The organism is Anaerocolumna aminovalerica, from assembly GCF_900115365.1.
GTDB lineage: Bacteria > Bacillota > Clostridia > Lachnospirales > Lachnospiraceae > Anaerocolumna > Anaerocolumna aminovalerica.
Map to the genome: position 1 here is coordinate 1 of NZ_FOWD01000016.1, position 22,352 is coordinate 22,352.

Genomic DNA, 22,352 nt, shown 5'->3' on the forward strand with positions numbered 1-22,352 from the left:
CAAAACTCCACTGCCGTTCCAGCGGTAAAGCTACTTGATTTTCTATCCCATCTGGTCCATACTAAAATCATTCTAAGATGGGAGGCACCGCAAATGGATCCAAAACAACTAGAGGAACTCAGACAAAAATATATCAAAAATCCTCCGGAAGGAATGACTGCTAAGCTTGTTCGGAACATGACTGATTCTGATCTGCTCGACATGCATTACTTTCTGATCGAGGATGATGACCTTGATGAAGATGAATTGGAAGAAGGTTTTTATATCTTCTAGCAATATCGTCTATTCGTTATGCCCGCTTTCAGCGGGCTATTCTAATTCAAGGGTTCTCCAAAGGAGAACTTTCCTATTCAACAAGTAAAAACCGCAGTCCTTATATAGGATTGCGGTTTTATCATTTTACAAATTATTATATTTTTCTAAATTGATTTCATTTTCACTTTTTGCAACAATTAATGCACTTGTTGCTGCTGCACTTATATTAGTTGCTGTTCGAGCCATGTCTACAATCGAGCTGATTGGTGTTAACAACACAATAATTTCAATTGGAAGTCCTGCCGCAGCAAAAACTGCAGTTGCGGTAATAGTTGACGTTCCTGGAACACCAACTGTACCAATGCTGACTAAAGTTGTTATCAAAATGAGAATGGCATACTGTCCCATGGAATACTCAATATTTAGCCCTTGTATTGCAAAGACCGCTAATAAAGTAGGCCAAATTCCTGCACAACCAGGCATACCGATATTAGCTCCTAATGGAACAACAAAAGATGAAATACCATCTGAAACACCAGCGTTTTTCAGACATTTCTCTGTCACCGGTATTGTACCCACACTGCTTTGGGTAGTGAATGCAACTACCTGCGCAGGCCAGATGTATTTAAAAAATTTGATAGGGTTTAATTTAGCCACTGCTCCAATAAGAATACTATTTACGCCAAAGGTCTGAATAAAGCACAATAGATAAGCTATAATTAATACCGGCAACAGAGGTAATAATTTATCTGCTCCATTATTGGAAACTGCATTAGCCACTAAGGCTAATACTGCATATGGAGTAAATTCAATAATAAATGAAATAGCTGTATTTATAACCTTGGAAGCGGAATCAACAAAATCTTTAAAAGGCCTGACACCCTCTGAATCTTTAGTGGAAAGTACAACTACAGCTATACCAATAAATAAAGAAAATAATATAACTGGTACAATTGTATTAGATGATGCCTGCGCAAAAAAATTCTTTGGAAATAAATCAGTAATTACCTGAGTAATTCCTGGTACTTCCTTAGCTTTATAATCGGTTGGAAGCGTTATAAAAGTATTTTTACCAACTCCTAAAGCCAATGAAATTATTATTGTTATAGTTGAGGCAATAAATGTGGTTGATGTTAGTAATCCAATACTTTTAACGCCTATCTTTTTTAATTTGTGTATATTCTCCAACTGTGAAACACTTGAAATAACACTAAAGAATAAAAGTGGTACTACAAATGCAGAGATTATATTTGCATATACAGTTCCAATAAGCTGTACATAATCGGTATGACCTGCAAAAACTATTCCTAATCCTAATCCGAAAATTAAAGCTATAATCGTTCTCAGTCCAAAATCTACGTTCTTTTTTCTTAAAAATACTAATGCACCAATTAAAAGAATGGCTGCTCCCAATGCACCTAATGCTAAAAAGTCTATACTCATGTTTTCTCTCCTTCTAATTTTAATATTTATTGTTTTATATAGTTAAAGGAATGCAGCAACAGCAACAGGAGCAACAGGAGCAACACATGTAACTATCCTTTTTATAATTTTTTTGTTTTAATTTAAATATTATTTTCATAAAAATTACCTCCTGTTATAATATATACCATTCATATATGTTTAGTATGATTAAGATTATTATATGCAAGGACAATATGATTTGTCAATCAAAAATTCTAGAAATATGTATCCAACATATGAATTTTTTTACATGCAAAGTCTTTTCAATGTAGGAATTGCGTCCCCAGACAATGATCTTAATTTTGAGTTTCTGATTATGCCCGATAGAATCTGTATAAAATTCTTATACCTACAAATAATAACTCTATTAATATTAAGGAATAATTATGGCAAATTGACAAATAACCCATTCTTAAGAAAAAAACGCCCCACCACAGCTAAAAACGTATCAGATGGAGAAAGCCGAAATATTTAGAAGCAGTCCGGCAGCTACCTGTAAACAAAAAATAAACTTTTTATGAAAAGGAGTAAATTATATGAATCGTGATAAACTCATAGAAGAAATAAAAAACGAGTATGCACGAATAGCCTCTTCTGAATCACAACAGCATTTTCACCAAACCACAACCGATCTAACACCTGAGGCCTATTACGAAAAACTGCTGAGTAAAGCCATCAACGAAATTAACAAAGGAACCTTTGATAATTTTAAATCTGGAGAGGAAGTAGTAACTGCTATTGCAAATGACAAAACTTGGATTTCAGATTGGAAGTAACTTTAGCCGCAGATTTCATAACCTTTATATTGAATAGTTAAAAAAACCGCAGTTCTTTTATATAGGATTGCGGCCTTTTCATTTTACAACGTACAACGTTTAATTGATACACTATGTACTGCGACATTACTCTGCCGCAATTTGGCACTCTTTTGGTTCTTTATCATCAATGATTCCTTTAAAGACTGGCAATCTCATGGAGGCTTTGTCAGTTGGCATGAATTCTACAATACATACTAATTGTGGCTTATCCATACCGCTTCTTTATTTCCCTTGGGCACATATCCAAAGGGAGAATAGTTTATAACCTGGTATCCGCGTCGGCTTAAATGCATCATACCGGCTCCCAATGTTACGTGGCCTTTGTAGATAAGTTTATCTCCATTATATTGCCCGATAATGATACTAGTCATATTCTTTTCTTTTTTCACGTACCCACAGATAACACAGTCTATGGATTCTAATACTTTACATTTAATCCAGTCCTTAGAGCGTTTTCCCTGCTTAGAATTTAAAAACAAAAGCACCAAGATTTTTACATCTCAGTGCTATTGATAATTTAAGCTTGTTTGTTGTAATAAAGTGCATACTTATTTCACTTAACTTTCCTTTCAACTGTCCGATACTTATGTCAATTCGTAGGTTCAAATCCTTTGTTCTGGGTCTGATTACAAAATATCTGAACTTGATTTTTAAATTCGTCTGCAAGATACTGTATTGTTTTCTGACTATGTATTTTAGAACAATAATGAATCTTTACATATAATTCATTATCTTGTGTTCTTCTAACAACCAAATCTAAAACACGTTTTCTATTTTTTTGCGGATCTTCCATTAATCCTATATTTTGAGATGACTTGGCTATCTTGTAACCTGAGTCTTCAAATAGAGTAGTGTTAGTGTTTACCTGATAATAGTTAAATGTTATATTCGGAAGTTCTTTTTTACTTAATTCTTCATCTTTATTAATATACTTTAAGCATACAAAACTGATTCCGCCATGTGGTATTGATTGTACTGCAGTTTTAACCTGGTGAATAATTTCAAAACTTGTATTTTTGCCCTTTAAGCTTATTTTAACAGGTACATTAAAAGCAATCCAACCTATAGTTCTTGAAAGATCATAATCGGAGTCGGCTTGTATACCACGACGGCCATTTAAGGTATAGGATAAATTTATTTCATCTTGCTGTGTCCATTTTCTTATAGTTTCTGACCATGCTGCCAGAAGTTTATATTGTAGCTCTTTTGCATCTTTTAAATCATCCACTCTGCATAATAAGAATTCGTGTATCTTTTCGTAAATCATAATATTATCTTTCGGACTCCAGTCATAATCACTTGGGATTATATTATCTGAATTGCAAGTCTGTTTCCAATAATCAATATCTGCTATGCATTCCTTATCGAAGGCGAATTTATTTACGATAGCACTCCATTGTTTCAGGGAAGTAGTCTTTTTTTTCAATATATATTCACTTTTATTCACAACTACTGTTCTGTAAATATCCAGGAAATCCTCCATGAACTTACCTATGGAATAAGCATCACCTAAAACATGATGCCACATAACAAGTAATTTTCCGTAATCCTCATCTTCTTTATAAAAGGCAACCATCTTAAGAGGGCACCGGGTAATATCCAGAGTCTCCTGATACTTAGCAAAAACAGGCTCCAAGTTCTCTTCATCTTTATATCTGATTGTTTCAATGCAAACACTCTCTTCAACTTCAGCAATATATTCCCTTATGTTTGAACCTTCAATTTTAAATCTATAACGCAATCCATCATGTTGCATAATAAGATATCTCAAGATATTTTTTAAAGTTTCGATGTCGGGTATTGGGCTCAAATCTAATAAACTACTGAAGTTCCATTGATTGATATGCTTATTGTGCAATATACTATAATGGAGTGGCAAAGGGTCTACAAAGCCAACAGCCACTTCTTGTTCTGTTATAATAGAATCTCCCTTTGATTCCGCTTTCTTAGCCAACTCAGCTATTGTTGGGTGTGAAAAGAAATATTCTGAAGATATGTATAAATTTATTTTATTTAGTTGTATAACACATTCAAATACTCCAAGAGAGTCTCCCCCCATCTTAAAAAATGAAGTGTGTATATCGTAAACAGGTACATTCAGAACACTTTCCCAAACTTTTGCAATTTGAATCTCCATGTCAGAAGACGGTTTTTCATGTTTTACAGTTTCCGGTTCACTTACTTTAATTATTTCTTTAGAAAATTGAACCTGATATCTCTGCTTTTTACCACTTACTGTTTTGGGTATGCTCTCAATAACGAATACATCCGACAGCTTACTGCCGGTATATGTCTCAAATGCTTTTTCAATTTCTTTACAAACCATTGGATCCTTTATATATAATTCTTTTAGAACATATAGTTGTACTAATTCGTTACTTTGGGAATCTAATGTTGAAGTAATTACAAAATAATCTGCAGGTATATGCAGCATTTCTTCTATTTTCATTTCAATATCCTGAGCATAATAATTTTTTGCATTGATGATAATCATATCTTTTTTACGCCCAAGTATTACTACTCCTTCCTCCATTACAATACCAATATCGCCAGTCTTAAGTTTTCCATTCTTTACAACGTCCGAACTGTCAATTCCCAGATAACTTTTCATAACACTTTCTGATTCAACAACGAGTTCACCAATTTTTCCATTTTCTTGTCTTTCTTCCTGATCATTTATAGTATATACATTTACGCCTTCTAAAGCTTGTCCATTCAAAACAATCTCTCTATCATCAATATATATTGTTTTAATACCTTGTTTTCTTGGCTGAAGACTTACAAGCAGAGAGGATTCTGCTAATCCATAACCACAACAAATTGTATTTTCTTTTAACCCACAAGATTTCATTTGTGTTAAAAAGTCCCTTACTAGTTTTGGGTTAATATGCTCTGCTCCCATACAGATAGTGTTAATAGTGGAAAAATCTAATGTTTCCAGCTCTTGGCTCTTCATTTTTGCTAATATCCATCTCATTAAGAAAGTCGGACATGATATCCCGGTTATATTTTGTACTTTAATTTGCCTAAGAATATATGTAGTGTATTGAATTAAACACTGGGGAGATAAAAGGAATTGTTCCATACCCGCAAAAAGTGGCATAAGATGCATACCAATAAGTCCCATGTTATGGGTTAATGGCAGCCACCCCATCATTCTTTCCTTTTTAATATCTTCCACACCTCCAAATCTTTCTATCATGGAAGTTATATTTGAGCATATGTTTTTATGAGAGAGACATACCCCCTTTGGATTTGCTGTACTACCTGATGAAAATTGTATATAGGCTACATCCTCCCTGGAAGGAATAAGAGGTAAATTTGAACTTTCATTATAACTGATGTTTTCAATTGCATAAATCATATTTTTACATTCTAATTGCTGCTTAAGTTCTTTCTCATACTGTCCTTCTGTAATTATAATATAGTTATTTAAATTAGTGATAATATTTTTTAAATTAGTGGCACTAAAGCCCTTTTCATCATTAACAGTTAGAGGAACAGGAATACAGCCCAGTAAAATGGAACCCCAGAAAGCTTTTATAAATAATTCTGGATCTTTTAGCTGTAATATAACATAGGTTCCTTTTCTAATATTTAGATTGTCTAATCCACCTGAAACACTTAATGAATCCATCATTAATTCATTATAAGTTATTTTTTTAGTTTCCATCCCCTTATAAAAAGTAATTCCACAAGCAGTTCTAATACTTTCTTTTGATGCAGCTAATAAAGCTTCAACTAATGTGCTATACAAATTCATACTTTATCCTCACTTTCTCCACATAAAAACATACTTTTTGATGAATAAAATTAGGTAAATTATGTAACTACCGGACAACTTCCTGTTAATTTCCAGTTATTATATCAATAAACACCCAATAAATTCCCAAAATTAGATAGTTTGTTATTTTATGACATTTGTTGTCATGATTATATAATATCATATTACATATTAAATTCAATTAAATATTGCTATGAAATGGTAATATGATTAACTGTGTTGTATCAGGATACAAAACTGCCATGCTCGTTTGGATAATCCGCTCTGGCGTATTGGTATCATTTTATGCCTATAAGGATTTTTGCCTCATACAGAGTGATAAGAAAATATGTTGATTGTTTCGCAATGGGCGATTGCGGTATATGATGAATGTTTAAGAAAAGTTAAATTGAGTTGAGCCGCTTCTGTTCGGTAAGATTAATGAGCCAGCTTGAGTGATTACCATTCTACAAAGAGTTTTCGGCTTTATATGTTGGGTCCATTGGTTTAATCCAATTGTATGGATTGGCCGACATAATTTTGTCGGCCTGTGAAATCGACTTTATCCGCTCTTTTTTAATTTGTCGCTTTCTTTGACAACCATACTCCTGATTGATATCGTAAATAAAAAATCAACGCCCGTACCGCCCATTCAAATCCCATGCAGATCCAAACGCCCTGGACACCAAAGCCAAGTGTGATTGTAAATATATAACCAAGACCTACACGGACAACCCACATAGTAATCAGAGATACCACTGAACTAAACGTTGCATCCCCGGCTGAACGAAGAACACATGGCATAACATAGGAATATGACCAAAAAAAAGGCATAGGGATTATACCTATAAGCAGTAGCCTATAAATTATAGAAAGGGTTTCTTCCGGTGCCTGATACAAATTTAATATTACAGGCATCAACGGAAATAGTACAATGATTGAAGCTAAAGAGAATACAGTTCCTAGCCTAACCATTTTTATACCGTAATATCGTGCCAATGCATCGTCATCAGCACCTATACATTGTCCCACAATGGTAGTCGCTAAAATACCTACACCAAGGCCTGCAGAATATAGAATAGAAAATGCTGAATTTGCAATGGCATTTGCCGCTATATTTATTGTACCAAGATGCACAATATAGGTTTGTACAATCATACTCCCGCCGTTAAAAAATACCTGCTCCAGTGCAAAAGGAATACCAATTTTGAAAACTGATTTTAAAATCGGTCTGTGGATTTTAAAAATATTCTGAGGATATATTCGTAATATACTCTTGGGGCGCATTAGTATCCAGACAGCTACAACACTGCCAATTAGCCGAGCTATGTTCAGCGAAAGGGTTGTTCCAAAGATATCAAGATGCATAACATTCAGAAACAACATACTTGCTAACAAATGTATCACATTAATAATTATGGTTAGCCTTAAACATATCTTTGTGGCACCCATACCACGAAATACTGCAAATGCCCCCATATAAAGAGAAAGAAAAATTTGTGATATGGCTACACCAATAAGATAGCCCCGTGCTTTATTAATAACAATTGGATCAGCCGCACCAAACATACGATTCACCAGTACATCTGAAAACCCTACAAGTATTACACATGATACAATCGCCACTAAAAATGTAGCCAACATGACCTGCCCTGCTGCATCTTTGATTTTTGCTTCATTACCACTTCCCTTATACTGTGCAACAACTACTGTACCACCTACCGAAATTGCACTAAAAACAGCCCATATTATCAAAGACAATGGGTTTATCATACTGACTGCTGAAACAGATTCCTGACTGGAAGAACTTATCATAGCAGTTGTCACCAAACCGATTATATTTATGAAAAATTGATCCAATATAAGGGGGATTAACATCATAAAAATCTTTTTATATGTAAACAGCATACTGCCAAATTGTCGTTCTAAAAAAAGATCAACTTTTGAGCCTTGGATCAATAGCTTCATTTTATGTCTCATATTAATCTGCATGTGGTATCTCTCCTTTACGATACCATAATAAGCATTTCAAAATAGGAAAGCAAGCGATATTTTTGTTATTTTTTAATTATTTATAGCTACTTTAAAACCTAGTAACAGGTTTATTGATTCCAGCAGACAATAATGTAATTTATCTTTTATATTTAACAAATAAGCTTCCTTGTTAATGGATATGTCTGTACATAACCTCAGGTATTCTTTCTTTTGCGTTATAATCTAAATTCAAAATAATTAAGTAATATTATCACCGACTCCCCGTCGATATACTCTTCTCCAGCCTGCATTCTTATATATTTCTCCCTGCTCTTCAAAAATCTCTCCCGCCATATTGTCATCCATCAGCCGGTACCGGAACCAGGCTGTCAATATCCCCTTATATTTACCGCCTTCCTCCTGAATCTCCGTATGGGAACAATAGCGGGCTTCCAGAAACCAACCTTCAACACCGGTTTCTAATCTGTTAATAGCAGCAAGACAACTTCTGAAGGGTGAGATAATAAAATCTAGGGTGCCGGTTAAAACCAAAAAAGGAACATTAATTCTTTCCGTTACATATACATCCTCAGGATCACACCATCGCAGAGCTGGAAGTGCAATAGAAACAATGGTTTTAATATAATTCCCTTCCGTAAAATTCGTATGCAGATTAATCACACCTGTAGAACCCTGGGAATGTCCCCCACAGCCTATCCGCTGCTTATCAACATGCATGTAGAAAATACTGTCAGGCTTCGCATTCTCCTCAAGCAGATAGGAAAGAGCCTCCTTTAGGGGCTTCCCGGTTCCAGTCTCACTATTATAGGTATTCATAACAATAAAGCCCCAGGAAGCTAGATGCCGATGCAACTCTTCATAATTCTTCGGCAGGGCGGCTGTTCCATTGCCCCAAATAATTACCGGAAGTGCTCCCTCCAAATTGACAGGAGCATATAGAATAAAGCTTTCTTTATTCTCCCCATCACCTATGATATGAGTCTTTACTTTATGTTCTCCTTCTCCGCTGAAGAAGTATTCCCGACTTTCTTTGGTAACCGGACTTTTTATCCATCTGCCAAGGAACAGCGGCAGGAATATGGTGCTGCACAATAACAGCATTGCAGCGAAAATAATCGCCAGTATTAATAATAAAATCCACATGGAATTCATCCTATGCCTTTCATTTTTTTCAACAGTTTGTAAATCATCTCCTGCTGCATCTTCTACAATAGCAATATTACCAAGTTAATCATTATTAAAAATAGAGTACAGATAAGTTAATATATTTCTATTTCTGCTATTATTAAACTCTTTTTCTTTTCTCATGCCAATTTTTTCAGCAACCCTTCTGGATGCCTCATGATTAAAGGGCATATTGGCACACAATTTATCTATCCCTAAATTACTAAAGGCATAGTTCTTACACGCCTCTGCTGCCTCAACAGCATATCCATTTCGCCAATATGGTTGATGAATAATATAACCTAAATCCTTTTCTTGTTTACCGTCGATTTCTGAAATCATGATTCCACAATCTCCAATTAACATATCAGTATCTTTTAAAATAACAGCCCATCTTCCAAATCCTAATTTATTATATCTCTCAATATTATTATGGACCCAGTTTTCGGACTGTTGTAGAGTGAATGGTGAAGGCCAAAATCCCATTGTTATAGGATTTGAAAGAATTGTATTTAACGCTGGCACATCATTCACGGAATATTCTTTAATAATTAATCGTTTTGTTTCTATTATATTCATTTATCAGATATCTCCTTATAAATTAGTAACACGGACAAAAAGCAGTCCGTATCTTTTAGATTTTTCTTATCTTTTCATCTCTTGAAAACAAGAACTTTAAGTAAACTATTCATATACTTACCTGAGGCTCCTTAAAATTTCTGCCACTTCAAATATTTTTCTACAGTATTGCAAATGTATGAATTAGTATCTACAACAGCTTTATTCTATATATCATATTCATTTCCAATTAAGTATTATAACAAATAACACCTAATCAATATCTATAAATAGCTGGATTGCTATTTTATTCAGACATGTTATATGATATCACACTACATATTAAATTCAATTAAATATTGCTATAAAATAGCAATATGATTAACTATGTTGTATGTTAGGGCCGATGTTACTGAACCTTCCGTTTTCATGAAAATATCCACCTGTTTTTATGGGAATTTTCTTAAGGTCAATATACGGAAACATATCAATACTTTTTTATATATGCTCTAAAATATAAATTTCATAGAATTTTATTAGGCATATTTAAAATATAAAGAGGACAAACTAAAATAGGAGGTGGTTCATTGAATCCAAATATTGTTTATTATGAAGAAGAAGCATTAAATTACTCACTTGGAAAAACTCTTTTTAAAAAATATAATTCAGCTGAATGGGTTAAAATTGAAAATCATAATAATATTCCGGAACTCAGAAACAATCAGAACAGTGAGTTTGCTAGAATGAAGCAGAATCTTGTGATTGGAATCAGAAAAACTCATAAATATGTACCTAATTCAAAAACCTCTGACTTTTTAGTACCATATACCTCCTCAGGATGTAGTGCTATGTGTCTCTACTGTTATTTAGTATGTAGTTATAATAAATGTTCATATATGAGGCTTTTCGTAAATAGGGAACAGATGTTGAACAAACTAATTAAAACTTCCAATCAGAGTAGTTCAGATCTGACGTTTGAGATAGGAAGCAATAGTGACTTAATACTCGAAAATACCATTACCGGTAACCTTGAATGGACAATAGAGAATTTCGGTAAGAATGACCGGGGATATATAACATTTCCTTCTAAATTTGATATGGTGAATCCATTATTAAATCTTGAACACAAAGGCAGGACAATAATCAGAATAAGCGTTAATCCCCAGGAAATTATTAAAAAAGTAGAATTTGGTACTTCTTCTCTGGAAAATAGAATAAAAGCAATAAATAGTTTAAAAGAAGCCGGATACAAAATCGGGATATTAGTAGCTCCTGTGGTTTTAATTGAAAACTGGGAAGCTTTATATAGAGAATTATTTAATATTCTGGCTGAAACATTATCTCAAAAGGTAAAGAATGAGCTGTTTTTTGAGGTTATTTTTATGACATACAGTTATATTCATAGAATGATTAACACCGAAGCTTTCCCTAATGCAATTGATTTATATGATAAAGATATAATGACAGGTAGAGGAAGGGGGAAATACTGCTACAACCCAGCTACAAGAGAAAAAGGAGAAGAATTTTTAAGATATGAAATTACAAAACGTTTTCCCGATAACAAAATTATGTACATTGTATAAGTTATACAAATGCCGAATCAGTTATAACCATAGTATAGGAATATCACGGTTATCCAATCCTCACCTTGTTGTGAGTTTTGTTTTTTAATTCCACAAAATATAATTATAATAATCTGTATTATGAAAATTACTCCAGGTTACAGCAAAAAGCAGGTACCCTGATAGTTACCTGCTTTAATTAACTCCACTGATTTCACATTAACAAATAAACTAAAACTGAATTTGATCTACAATAGTATCTATTTTGCCTTTTGCTTTTTCTATAGCTTCAGATTTTTCCTTTTCTGTAGTACCTGTACCATCTATCAAAAGTTGTTCAAATTTGCTTATACCAATGAACTTCATAATATCTTCCACATAATTTAGACCTTTATCAAGAACAGGCTTCATTAACCATGGAATATTGGCACCAGAAGATTGAACATAAATAAATGTACGCGGTCTGTCATTTAAAAGTCCTTCCGGCTTATTGTTTGTAAAAGTTATTGACTTTTCTGCCTGAACAATACAATCTATATAATCTTTAAGTATCGCTGGAAATGATAGGCTCCACATAGGAGAAGCTATAATATAAACTGATGCAGCTACAAACTGGTCGCATAGTTTTATCATTTGCTGTACATCATTCTGTTCTTGAACTGTCAATTTTGAAAGAGCATCTGTACTTGCCAAAGTACTGCGGCTACTAAAATAGCTGTACTTTGGGCGTGGAATATGTTCATTATATAAATCCAATTCTTCCAGGGTTAAATCCTTATATTTATCCAGAATGCTGTTAACTAATGCTCGACCTACTGTTTTACTTGATGATATTTCTTCGGGTTTTGAGTTTGCAACAATATAAAGCAGTTTTTTCATTTTATATTTCCTCCTTCTGAGTTATAACATATTATCTGTACTAGAATTAGGAAATATTCAAAAATAATTTTATGGTTTTCGGAATAGATAGGGAATAGATTTTCATTAGGTTCACTTTTTCAGTTTTTGAGCTTTTAATGCAATAAGATACAGAATACCCGCCAATATGGGGAATATAGCCATTAATGCAAACATAGACCCATATCCGGTATAAGATGATATGGTACCTGCCAAAACTGCTCCGATACCGATTCCACCGTCAAAACCTGTAAAAAATGTGGCGTTTGCAGAACCCATTCTATCTTTTGGTACTTTAATAATTGCCATAGTCTGTAGACTGGACTGCGCTGCGCCCACACCAATCCCATAAATCGCCGCGCAGATCAGAAAAAAGATCAGGCTATTACTCACTGAAAGCAACAGCAATGCAGCCGGTATCAAAAGTACGCCTGACCAGATACCTGTACCAAACCCCATCCGGTCAACGAGTTTTCCAAAGAAAGGACGAGTTATCAGCATACTTATAGCATATACGGTAAAAAAGGCTCCTACTCCCATAATGGATTTTTGTGCCCCATATAATGCTAAAAATGTGATAATGGCTCCCCATGTAATCATAATCAAAAACATAATAGCAGATGGTAAAAGGGCTTCTCGGGCATACAACGATGTTTTTTTGGTTCTTACGTCCTCTGCAGCAGGACGATCCTTATAATTAATGAGAAGAGCCAAAAAGATTGTAATCGTTAAAAATGCAGATGCCAATATAATATTTTTCTGCATACCAAGTGACAAAGCAATCGCTGGAGCAAGGGCCATGGCAATGCTGCTTGCAAGACTAAAATATCCCATGCCTTCGGAAAAATGTTTCTTTGGTATATTATCAGAAGCAATTGTACTGCAAGCAGTATTGGCTATTCCCCAAACCATTCCATGTGCGCATCTGATAACAATAATCATTCCGATCACGGGAAAAAACCAATATGCCACTGTTGATAATAGCATTCCGGTTACCCCAAAAATAAAAATCCATTTCCGTCCATACTTATCAAGCATAATGCCTGCAAAGGGACGCACGAGTAGTATGGCGGCAGTCATGATTCCTTGTAACCATCCAAGAATACTATCAGGGGCTCCAAGTGACTTCAGGTAAGGCGGTAATGCTGAAGGAAATAGCTGAAACGCAAAGAACATAAAGAAATTGACAAATGTGATAATAACCAGATTTTTGGTCCAAAGATCTGTTTTATTCATTTTCGTACTCCTTCTCTGACAATAGCATATTCTCAGAAATAATATTATCCAAAACCTTCTGCATGAGAGTTAGAAGTTGTGTAATTTCAGTCTGAGATAATCCTTTTGTAGATACATCAATAATTTTCTGAAATATACTCTGAACAAAGGGGGACTTTTCCCGTCCTTTTTCTGTCAGATATAAATGCTCTATTCGACCATCCCTTTCGTCTTTTTGCCTTCTGACATAACCCTTTTCAGTTAGGTTTTTCACTGCTTTTGCAGTAGTAGATTTACTTATGTGCAAATGTTCACTTAATTCTTTTTGTGACAGACCTTCCCACAGTGAAATCACAAGAAAGAAGTCATATTGTCCATTTTTTATATCTAAATCATTTAACGTACTACTAAGGAGCATTTGTATGTTGCGATAAATCGCTGCATTTACCTGCCCTATGGTTACGTTCTTTTCCATATTAATCACTCCTTTTGATATAGTTTCAAGTGAAACTATATCAAGTATAGCACATATTAGTTTCCTTTGCAACTATTTTCATGCAATGCTATAATAACACTCTTAAGATAAAAGGTAGAGTAGCACTTTGAATGAATCCCGAAAAAAAGGGCTGAAAACGGCACTTTTTCAGCTCATTTTCGCCCATTTTGTTTTGTTGTCTCTGTTTTGTGTTCTTGATATATAGTTTTGTTGGAGCTAATAGGCTAATATCTCATAGCCATTATTAGTAACTAAAACCATGACTTCCCATTGGGCTGATGGCATTCCATCTCCCGTATAAACTGTCCAGCCATCATTATCATCTACAAAAATTTTATCAGTTCCCATGTTGACCATTGGCTCAATAGTAAATACCATGCCCGGGGCTAACAGCATTTCTGTTCCTTTTTTTGAAACATAGCTTACCCAGGGTTCCTCATGAAATTGCAAACCAATACCATGTCCGCCGATTTCCTGTACTACCGTATATCCATTGCTCATAGCATGTTCATGCACAGCTTGCCCCATATCGCCTAAAAATCCCCACGGCTTTATTTGCTCCAATCCTAATTCAATGCATTCCTTAGCCACTTCCACCAGTTTCTTTTTTTCAGGACTTACATTTCCGATACAGAACATTCTTGATGAATCTGAAAAGAACCCATTATATATTGTAGAAACATCAATATTTATAATATCCCCATCTTTCAGCAAAACATCACTTGATGGTATGCCATGGCATACTTGATCATTGATTGATGTACATACGCTTTTAGGAAAACCTTCAAAATTGAGTGTGGCTGGAATTCCACCTAAAGCCACCGTTTTTTCATAAATCAAATGATCAATTTGTTCTGTTGCCATTCCTATGTGCAGCTGTTCAGATATGAAATCTAAAACTGCTATATTGATTTTTCCACTTTCTCTAATCCCAATAATTTGTTCTGGATTTTTTATAATTTTTCTGGGTGGAATAATACAACCTTGGTTTTTGTACCATGATAGCTTTTCATCAAATGACTCATGACATTTTTTATACTTAATTCCGCTTCCACACCAACATAAATCATTTCGTCCAATTTTATTTAACATGAAAAACACTCCTTACATTTACTGTGGGGTTTTTAAGTCTATTTGAACTTTATCAAAAGTTAAGATTTCAGGCAACAATTTACGATATTGAAAGGGTGTATAACCATAAGCACGTGTAAAAGCCCTTGTAAATGCTTCATGTGATGAAAATCCATATTGTATAGCAATGTCAATAATTCGTCCCTTCGTTTTCTGTAACGCCACCGCTGCCATACTTAGTTGCCGCTTCTGAATATAATCTTTAAATGAAACACCGACATATTCATGGAACTTAGTAGAGCAATAACAAGGTGAATACCCTACAAAATCGGACATTTCTTCTAAAGTTGGACATTCTTCTATATTTTCTTCAACCCAATTAACCATATTTTCAATTGTTTTAATAGACAATCCTGTTCACTCCTCACAACAATATTATATCTTCTTTTATATTTTAAAACTTGATTTCAGTTTCAATTATGGTAACATCATATAAATTGGACTTGTATATTCACAAAGATTACAATTTTTATATTATTATATCATCACTCTCCATTGTCCAGATAAATTTAGATTCACCCACTTACCTTACGAAGACTCAATAATTTAAAAACGGAATACTCTAATCTCACTAATAACTTTATTCTACTATGCCCGTTTCGAAATTTCGTTCTCTATAAAGTCTTTAGAAATATACATTGCACTGATAATAGGGGCGAATCGCCTGTATTGAGCAGTCCCCATGTCATACTTCATTTGAGCCTTCTCAGTTTTATTAATGATTGAAAGTACAGGCGGTAATGCTTTTTCTAAATCTGATTGCGTATACATCCCAATATTATTATCATTTTCTATCAATGCCTTTGAAATATATAAAGCCTTGATTCTATTCTTTAAGAGAGAATGCTGTGATGTACCTTCTGCAAACTTTACTTGCATTTTTTCGCACTTACTGATGGTAGAAGATATGAGTTGTAACGCAGCATCCAGCTCTTTTTGCAAATAATTTTTCATGTATTCCTCCTAAAAATTCAGCTATCATTTAGTTATTTTTATCCCGTTCCTGCTTAGCATTTCTCATTGTAATTTAGAATTTAGCATTTGATTTGGTATCCTGAATTTTTCAGGCAGGACAATGCCTTTTCATAATTAGTGGACTTGGTCAGAATATAATCTGTATTATAAGTCGATAAGGCGAAAATTCCGATCTCATTTCAGCAAGGATTGCAGAAATTTCCGACAAAATTCCAATCAAAGAAAAGTCCAGTTCTCCCTCAATTCTGAACATTTTCCAACCGTCATCCCGCTGGGTTACATTTTCAGGCACTTTGTTCGTTAAGCAAACGAGAGATATTTCCTCATCGGTTTTGCCAAGAAAACAGAACTTATCAGAAAAATCCACCTGGGAAATGTTCTGCACTTTACAGACGGATAATTCTTCAGTATAGGTTTTAATTAACATGAGTCACACCTCCATAATTTACAATATACTCTTTTTCAGCCTGATCTCCCTTTGTGCTGCCAATTTTCCTTACTGCCGTACACACTTATTGCGCAGACTCTTTTCAAATACTTTATAATTAATTTTCTGATCTAGTTTATTTATGGTACTTAAAATCTGCTGGAATCCTTTGTTATTCTTGCATAAAGTTATCCTTTCGACGCGGTTCGATTCTTCATTCCAAAACTTTATTATAACATTACTTATATTTCTTCGCAATATTTGAGGTGCATCTATACGAGTTATTAAAAACAAATCCCGGACCTGCTTTCCATTGAGGCATTCTTCAATTTCCTCTTTTGCCTCTTTACTATTTAAAAATGCTTCCTGTGTTCTCTCGGCTTCACTTATTCTTTGAATTTTCCTGCTATTATAGATAATACTTCCGAGCTTTGTGAGCGGTATCCTGCTATCCTGGTATATACTCAGGTCTATACTAAGATAATAGAGAAAACCATCCATTGTTATTACAAAACCCGTTGTCTTTTGCAGCTTAATATTATTCCTGGCTGCTACAAAAATTAGAATACCGCTCCAAAATAATACAGTCGCAACCGTTATGTAGTCTAATTCGTAATCTGGCGGCAGCTGATTCGCCAAAATCGGTATGGATAATAAAGTTCCTACCATCATTATAATTCCTAAGATATACCTTATAATAACTAGGGGATGAATGTTCTCACAAAGGTATAATGACTGAATCCACTGTGGCCGTGACACATTATCAGGCACATTGGGTCTTTGAAACCGGATTACGGCCGGAATCGGAGCCTTCTGATGCCATATTGATTTTTTTGCCGGTCTTTTCTCTGCCTTCCTTGTCTCCATAGTTAGCTTTATCTGTCCACTCAATTTTTTTAACTTCTTATAAGCAAAGCAGAAACTACCAACAGCAAAACACAATAAATCAATTTTAACTAAACTATAATAACCATCTGAAAACATAATCGGAGAATCATCCATATCATACTGATAAACCAGAATGGTAACAAATACAATAAACAGCATTAATATTATTCCTATAATCGTAAAAACAACACCTATTTTCTTCATTTTGATGTCCATTCCCTTCTCGTTTATTAAGGCATAAAGCAGCTTGCATTATCCTATTAGGTATAAATCCTCAGGTGTTTCGGTGTTGCAACAGGATTACGGTCTCAACGTGCCTTGAGGTGACAATAAAGATGTCATAAACTGATACTCCCCCCTTGGTGGCCAGTTTAAAAAGTGGCTGGTTATGATATAAGCGATATTATTACTATAATTTTATAGCATACTCCAATATTTCTCAACACGGAATTATGTTATTTGCTAATTTTTAATTATCTCGTTTATTTGCATTTTGGTATACAACTCTATCGTGTATTTTCACTTGATTTTCCGCTTTCCTCTTAGACTCAACTGCTATTCCTCCTAATGGACAGGATAATTTCTCATAATGAAGAACGTGCTTCTGGATTTAATCCATAATCCATTAGTGGGTTCATCTAAAAACAGATACTAATGAAGGAAATCCACCCTGATATACCATCCCTTTTACAAATTTTGATATATGCCAAATAAAAAAGATATATGTATGCTAAGAAAATATTATATTTAGAAATTCCACGCCAAAACAGTTTTTCAAGCATAGGCAGTGACAAAACCTGGAATCCTACTACTGGAGCAAAATTCTACACTAAAAAAAGTAGCTATACAGGGCATAAGCGCTATCAGATACCATTTGATATTGTCTTAGAAAAAAAAGGTTAATTACTGATTTGATTGTCAGTAGTTAACCTTTTAAATTAAAGTAATATTTTATTCTACTTTACTGTCTTGTTGATAAAATTAATTTCATACTGCTTTTCGCCATATTTTTCTTCGTTGTCAATAATCACTCCTTCTGTGAGGGTGATACGCAGAACGATTGAGTTCGGATTGTCCTCATCACCAACTTCATCAAACCAGTTAAAGATTTTTTTAAATTTGGCTCTGATTTCCGCATTCTTCTCGTCCTTGACCCAACCGAGATTTTCAGCCCTGCCCTGGAAAGTGTACCAACCTAACCCGGCGACAGAAACCTCGTTGTTCTTCTCAATTTGTAGCATTTTATTCTTTTTTGCATCCGTAGAAACATAAAATATGCCGTTTTCATAATAGGCGCTAACCATACGGACAGCAGGGCGAGGGCTGCCAGCATCATTCGGGGATAATGATATTGTGGCAAGTGCAATAACTTCCTCTTTACCATTTCCGCAAAGTTCCTCCATAAGTTTCATCGCATTTTCGTATTTGCTCATTTAAACTTCTCCTTTATATTTAATGCTGTAACTATAGTCAAACATTGAAACGTGCCCAAGTCCTACAATTCTAATCTTAGCCACAAAGCAGGACGAACGCCACCTGTACATTTTCCATCGCTGATGTTGCCTTTCAATATATTGTTTCCTTGGATACCTATATTACCGTCACCATGGATGTACACGGCTTTTACATTAACGCGGCCAGGTGACCTAAGCCACCACCACCAAATCCCCCCTTTATTAGCCTCAAGTCTTTCTACTCGATTTATGTTATTTTCATCCTTTCTTTCAAACTAATATCGTTGATTTTTACCTCGGTTATGTAATTTTGAACTGCTATCACCGAAGTATTTGCATACTTCCTCCATGCTTAATAAAAATACTTCTCTCATATAATTTCGTATATTCCGAACCATATTCTGCAAATACGGCATTTCTAAATTCTTTGGGATAATAATACATATACATAAAGTCTAAAGCCGGGTCCTCAATTGCTGCTTCACTAAAATCTATAACTCCAAGTCGGTTTCTATTCTCATCCCACAAAATATTATCATAGTGGAAGTCACCATGTACAATTACTGTCTGAACAGATGCTGAAATTTCATAATAACTGTTTAGAAATTCTTTTACCTTTTCCATCTCAGATTGCGAGAGTTCAAAGTGCAGTTCCTTTTTTGGGTATAAACAGGCGGGACATATCAACACCCTCTAATTCAAGCAACTTTACTTTTGTATAAACGCCTCCGGCGTACCCTGTCAAACTACCGTTTGAGCCTACAACCCGGTGGCAGGGAATAATGATAGATATGGGATTATGGCCAACTGCTCCCCCTACCGCTTGACTTGACATGCGGTCTTTGTTCATCTTTGCCGCCATCTTCTTGGCAATGTCGCCATAAGTAATAACCTCTCCGTATGGTATTTCACATAAAATAGCCCATACGTTTTGCCGGAATTCGCTACCGATTGGAGCCAGCGGCAATTGGGAAATGGCGGGCTTCTCACCGGCGAAGTATCCATCCAGCCATTTTTTAGCCGCGTCAAATACCGGCATATCGTCCTTTTCAGTCATTTGCTCGGATATAGCCGCACCATGATACTTTTGCCCTTCGTTCCATACACCAACGAGATTATCACCCTCACATGCAAGCGTAATCCTCCCTAAGGGTGACAGGTATGTTGTTGAATAATACATATTTTACCTCCTTATAACGAGTTCCAAAGATTGACGGTGGCATAGCTGCGCCACGGCCGCCAGCTTTCAGCCATTTTCAATAATTCTTTTGATGTATAAGGCTGTAATGCTTTTTTGATGCCGGCGTCTGTTTCAAGAAAAGCGTCAGGCCATTCCATAGCACGCATTGCGATATATTGTGCTGTCCAGCTTCCAATACCGTGAATAGTCATCAGCTTTTTCATTTCCTCCTCCGGTTGGGTACAAAGGTCAAAATCAATTTCCCCCTGTACGATTGTCCGTGCCAGTTCATAAATCGTTCTTGAACGTGCTGCGATAACACCTAAACGGCCAAAATGATTTTCAATTGGGCCATCCAGAGCTAATATAGCTTCAGGAGAGGGGAAAATGTGGGTTAATCCCTCAATACCTGTTTGAACCGGCGTACCGTAGGCATCAACAATCCTTGCAGCCAATGTACTCGCCGCCTTGACGGTAATTTGCTGTCCAAGCACCGCCCGTACTGCCATTTCAAAGGCGTTGAAGCACCCTGGCACACGGGTTCCCAAAACGCAAAGATTAGGGCGAATGTGGTTCATTACCCGGAGTGTTTCATACACCACGTCCGGATTGCAATATAAGTCAAATAAGTGTCGTATCCGTGCCAATACTTGCGGAAGTACAGATAGCAAAGTTTCACTCACGGTAACGCTCAATACGTTCTTTTTGGGCTTATGGCCCACCCGTACCCAACCGTACACATGCTTTCCCTCTGTATTTTCTAAATGTACAGTACGCATATATTCATCATCTTTTACCACTTCAATTCCTGTTATTGCACGTCCGGCAAGGAAGTTCAACATTTCTTCCCAACAATAGGGTGGGCGATAGCCTAAAGCTAACGTAATATTACCATCCTTTTCCTTTCCTGCTACACTTTGTTTTCTTAATGTTGTCGGCGTAAGATTATAATGCTTTTTGAAAAGATCATTAAAGCGTCTTAAACTTCCAAAGCCCGCCGACATAGCAACATCAATGACATTTAAATTCGTATCTGTAAGTAAATTTTTAGCAAGTAGTAAACGGCATGTTTGAAGATACTGTACTGGAGATACGTTGTATTCTGCTGTGAATACTCGACGTAAATGTCTATCAGTGCAACCAAGCCGTTTGGCAAGTTCCTCTATGCTCTGTCCCATTCCGCAGTTCTTCTCTAACATTCTTGCGGCCTTATGAGCCAATACCGTAGACGCGTCAGTTATGGAAGTGCCAGGTGCAAGTTCCGGTCTACACAAAAGGCAAGGGCGATATCCCGCTAGTTCGGCTTCCGCTGCAGTAGAATAGAACGTACAGTTTTCAGCTTTCGGTTGCCGCGCCCGACATACAGGACGACAGTAAATCCCGGTGGATGATATACCTACAAAGAAGCGTCCGTCAAACCGTGGGTCTTTTGCTACAAACGCGGCGTACAGGCCATTATCCTTTGCTATCATTATTTTCGCCTCCTTGTCTAATTTTTATTTATTATAGCATATTCCTTAAAATTATCTAGCTATTTTCGGACATGCCTTTCTAGGCAGAACTAAAATCCGTCATTTCTAATTTGTTTAAATAAACCATAACTTGAAATCACAAGCGAACTCAAAACCATAATCAACCATTAAAGTCATTCATATACACTTATTGAATATTGAACACATGTATTTAATACTTATTAATAATTTTTGCATCAATCGGCAATCACAGCGATAGTATATATGAACACGTATTATGAAGCGTACACGGAAAGGATACTGTTATGGATGATAGCGCTCTTTAAAGACAAAACGAGCTATTCGCGAAGCTTTTTTAGAACTGTTAAAGCACAAAAGTATTAACTGGATTCGTGTTGTAAAAATCACGGAAACTATTGAATCTAATCGAGAGGCTTTTCTTTTTCTTGCCCGTATAGAAAACGGATACTGGATACTGGAAAAGCTAAAGCATTTTTTTATTAAAAAGCTGCTTTCAGATAATGAAGATGTTACAGAAACAGATATGGTAGAAGCTGTCTCTCTAAAATATATTTCTGAAAACAAAAAGAGACCATCCATTCTCAATTAGCTTGAAAATGAACGGTCTCACGGCATGT

At 35.4% G+C, this 22,352-nt stretch carries 21 protein-coding genes and 2 pseudogenes; 3 read left to right on the top strand and 20 right to left on the bottom strand.

Annotated features, from left to right (window positions below; all coding sequences use genetic code 11):
• Positions 1–273 (top strand): hypothetical protein (locus BM183_RS10245; protein WP_330392398.1); only part of this gene is annotated, 273 nt, incomplete at its 5' end.
• Between the two features lie 126 nt (positions 274–399).
• On the opposite strand, the gene BM183_RS10250 is transcribed toward BM183_RS10245, so the two are convergent.
• Entirely contained in the window at positions 400–1,698 is a 1,299-nt protein-coding gene (locus BM183_RS10250; protein WP_091686694.1) for a dicarboxylate/amino acid:cation symporter, read from the bottom strand.
• A gap of 557 nt (positions 1,699–2,255) precedes the next feature.
• Between BM183_RS10250 and BM183_RS10255 the strand changes: the two genes are divergently transcribed.
• Positions 2,256–2,495 carry a hypothetical protein gene (locus BM183_RS10255; RefSeq protein WP_091686696.1) on the top strand — a complete coding sequence of 80 codons (240 nt, stop codon included), beginning with the start codon at positions 2,256–2,258 and terminating at the stop codon, positions 2,493–2,495.
• Positions 2,496–2,621: 126 nt separating this feature from the next.
• Here BM183_RS10255 and BM183_RS21270 read toward each other — a convergent pair whose 3' ends face one another.
• From BM183_RS21270 to BM183_RS10280, 6 genes are all read right to left on the bottom strand, one after another.
• The gene (locus BM183_RS21270; RefSeq protein WP_276326330.1) at positions 2,622–2,750 is read right to left on the bottom strand and encodes a hypothetical protein; all 129 of its coding nucleotides are present in this window, start codon (positions 2,748–2,750) and stop codon (positions 2,622–2,624) included.
• Positions 2,732–3,016, bottom strand: coding sequence for a hypothetical protein (locus tag BM183_RS10260; protein ID WP_139221509.1), 285 nt, complete (start codon positions 3,014–3,016; stop codon positions 2,732–2,734). Before BM183_RS10260 ends, BM183_RS21270 begins: the two co-directional genes overlap by 19 nt.
• 110 nt (positions 3,017–3,126) lie before the next feature.
• Positions 3,127–6,300, bottom strand: coding sequence for an AMP-binding protein (locus BM183_RS10265; RefSeq protein ID WP_091686700.1), 3,174 nt, complete (start codon positions 6,298–6,300; stop codon positions 3,127–3,129).
• A 576-nt stretch (positions 6,301–6,876) separates the two neighbouring features.
• Positions 6,877–8,292, bottom strand: coding sequence for an MATE family efflux transporter (locus BM183_RS10270; RefSeq protein WP_091686702.1), 1,416 nt, complete (start codon positions 8,290–8,292; stop codon positions 6,877–6,879).
• 240 nt (positions 8,293–8,532) lie between these two features.
• Entirely contained in the window at positions 8,533–9,438 is a 906-nt protein-coding gene (locus BM183_RS10275; RefSeq protein ID WP_091686704.1) for a poly(ethylene terephthalate) hydrolase family protein, read from the bottom strand.
• A gap of 84 nt (positions 9,439–9,522) precedes the next feature.
• Positions 9,523–10,038, bottom strand: a complete 516-nt coding sequence (locus tag BM183_RS10280) for a GNAT family N-acetyltransferase (protein ID WP_091686706.1) — start codon at positions 10,036–10,038, stop codon at positions 9,523–9,525.
• Between the two features lie 566 nt (positions 10,039–10,604).
• On the opposite strand from BM183_RS10280, the gene BM183_RS10285 reads away from it, so the two are divergent.
• On the top strand, positions 10,605–11,600 hold the full coding sequence (locus tag BM183_RS10285; protein WP_091686708.1) for an SPL family radical SAM protein: 996 nt from the start codon (positions 10,605–10,607) through the stop codon (positions 11,598–11,600).
• A gap of 210 nt (positions 11,601–11,810) precedes the next feature.
• Here the strand turns inward: BM183_RS10285 and BM183_RS10290 are convergent, their stop codons facing one another.
• From BM183_RS10290 to BM183_RS10350, 13 genes and pseudogenes are all read right to left on the bottom strand, one after another.
• Positions 11,811–12,458 carry an FMN-dependent NADH-azoreductase gene (locus BM183_RS10290; protein WP_091686709.1) on the bottom strand — a complete coding sequence of 216 codons (648 nt, stop codon included), beginning with the start codon at positions 12,456–12,458 and terminating at the stop codon, positions 11,811–11,813.
• Between the two features lie 111 nt (positions 12,459–12,569).
• Positions 12,570–13,712: an MFS transporter gene (locus BM183_RS10295; protein ID WP_091686711.1), complete on the bottom strand. Its 1,143-nt coding sequence runs from the start codon at positions 13,710–13,712 to the stop codon at positions 12,570–12,572.
• Positions 13,705–14,166, bottom strand: coding sequence for a MarR family winged helix-turn-helix transcriptional regulator (locus tag BM183_RS10300; RefSeq protein WP_091686712.1), 462 nt, complete (start codon positions 14,164–14,166; stop codon positions 13,705–13,707). The genes BM183_RS10295 and BM183_RS10300 overlap by 8 nt, the downstream gene beginning before the upstream one ends.
• 237 nt (positions 14,167–14,403) lie before the next feature.
• Complete coding sequence (locus tag BM183_RS10305; protein WP_091686714.1) at positions 14,404–15,279, bottom strand: methionyl aminopeptidase; 876 nt, start codon at positions 15,277–15,279, stop codon at positions 14,404–14,406.
• 18 nt (positions 15,280–15,297) lie between these two features.
• Positions 15,298–15,669 (bottom strand): helix-turn-helix transcriptional regulator, encoded by a 372-nt coding sequence (locus tag BM183_RS10310; RefSeq protein ID WP_091686716.1) that lies wholly within the window; start codon positions 15,667–15,669, stop codon positions 15,298–15,300.
• A gap of 237 nt (positions 15,670–15,906) precedes the next feature.
• Entirely contained in the window at positions 15,907–16,272 is a 366-nt protein-coding gene (locus tag BM183_RS10315) for a hypothetical protein (RefSeq protein ID WP_091686717.1), read from the bottom strand.
• 80 nt (positions 16,273–16,352) lie between these two features.
• Positions 16,353–16,720: pseudogene (locus BM183_RS10320) on the bottom strand (ACT domain-containing protein).
• A gap of 69 nt (positions 16,721–16,789) precedes the next feature.
• Entirely contained in the window at positions 16,790–17,824 is a 1,035-nt protein-coding gene (locus BM183_RS10325; RefSeq protein WP_091686719.1) for a hypothetical protein, read from the bottom strand.
• 740 nt (positions 17,825–18,564) lie between these two features.
• A complete protein-coding gene (locus BM183_RS10330; RefSeq protein WP_091686720.1) occupies positions 18,565–19,041 on the bottom strand; it encodes a pyridoxamine 5'-phosphate oxidase family protein in 477 nt (158 codons plus the stop codon).
• Between the two features lie 62 nt (positions 19,042–19,103).
• Positions 19,104–19,325 (bottom strand): annotated as a pseudogene (locus BM183_RS21495) (DUF6273 domain-containing protein); the annotation flags it as partial.
• Between the two features lie 58 nt (positions 19,326–19,383).
• Positions 19,384–19,686: a phosphotransferase family protein gene (locus BM183_RS10340; RefSeq protein WP_091686722.1), complete on the bottom strand. Its 303-nt coding sequence runs from the start codon at positions 19,684–19,686 to the stop codon at positions 19,384–19,386.
• A 16-nt stretch (positions 19,687–19,702) separates the two neighbouring features.
• Positions 19,703–20,242, bottom strand: coding sequence for a methylated-DNA--[protein]-cysteine S-methyltransferase (locus tag BM183_RS10345; protein ID WP_091686723.1), 540 nt, complete (start codon positions 20,240–20,242; stop codon positions 19,703–19,705).
• Between the two features lie 11 nt (positions 20,243–20,253).
• A complete protein-coding gene (locus tag BM183_RS10350; protein WP_091686725.1) occupies positions 20,254–21,714 on the bottom strand; it encodes an AlkA N-terminal domain-containing protein in 1,461 nt (486 codons plus the stop codon).
• Positions 21,715–22,352 lie beyond the last annotated feature (638 nt).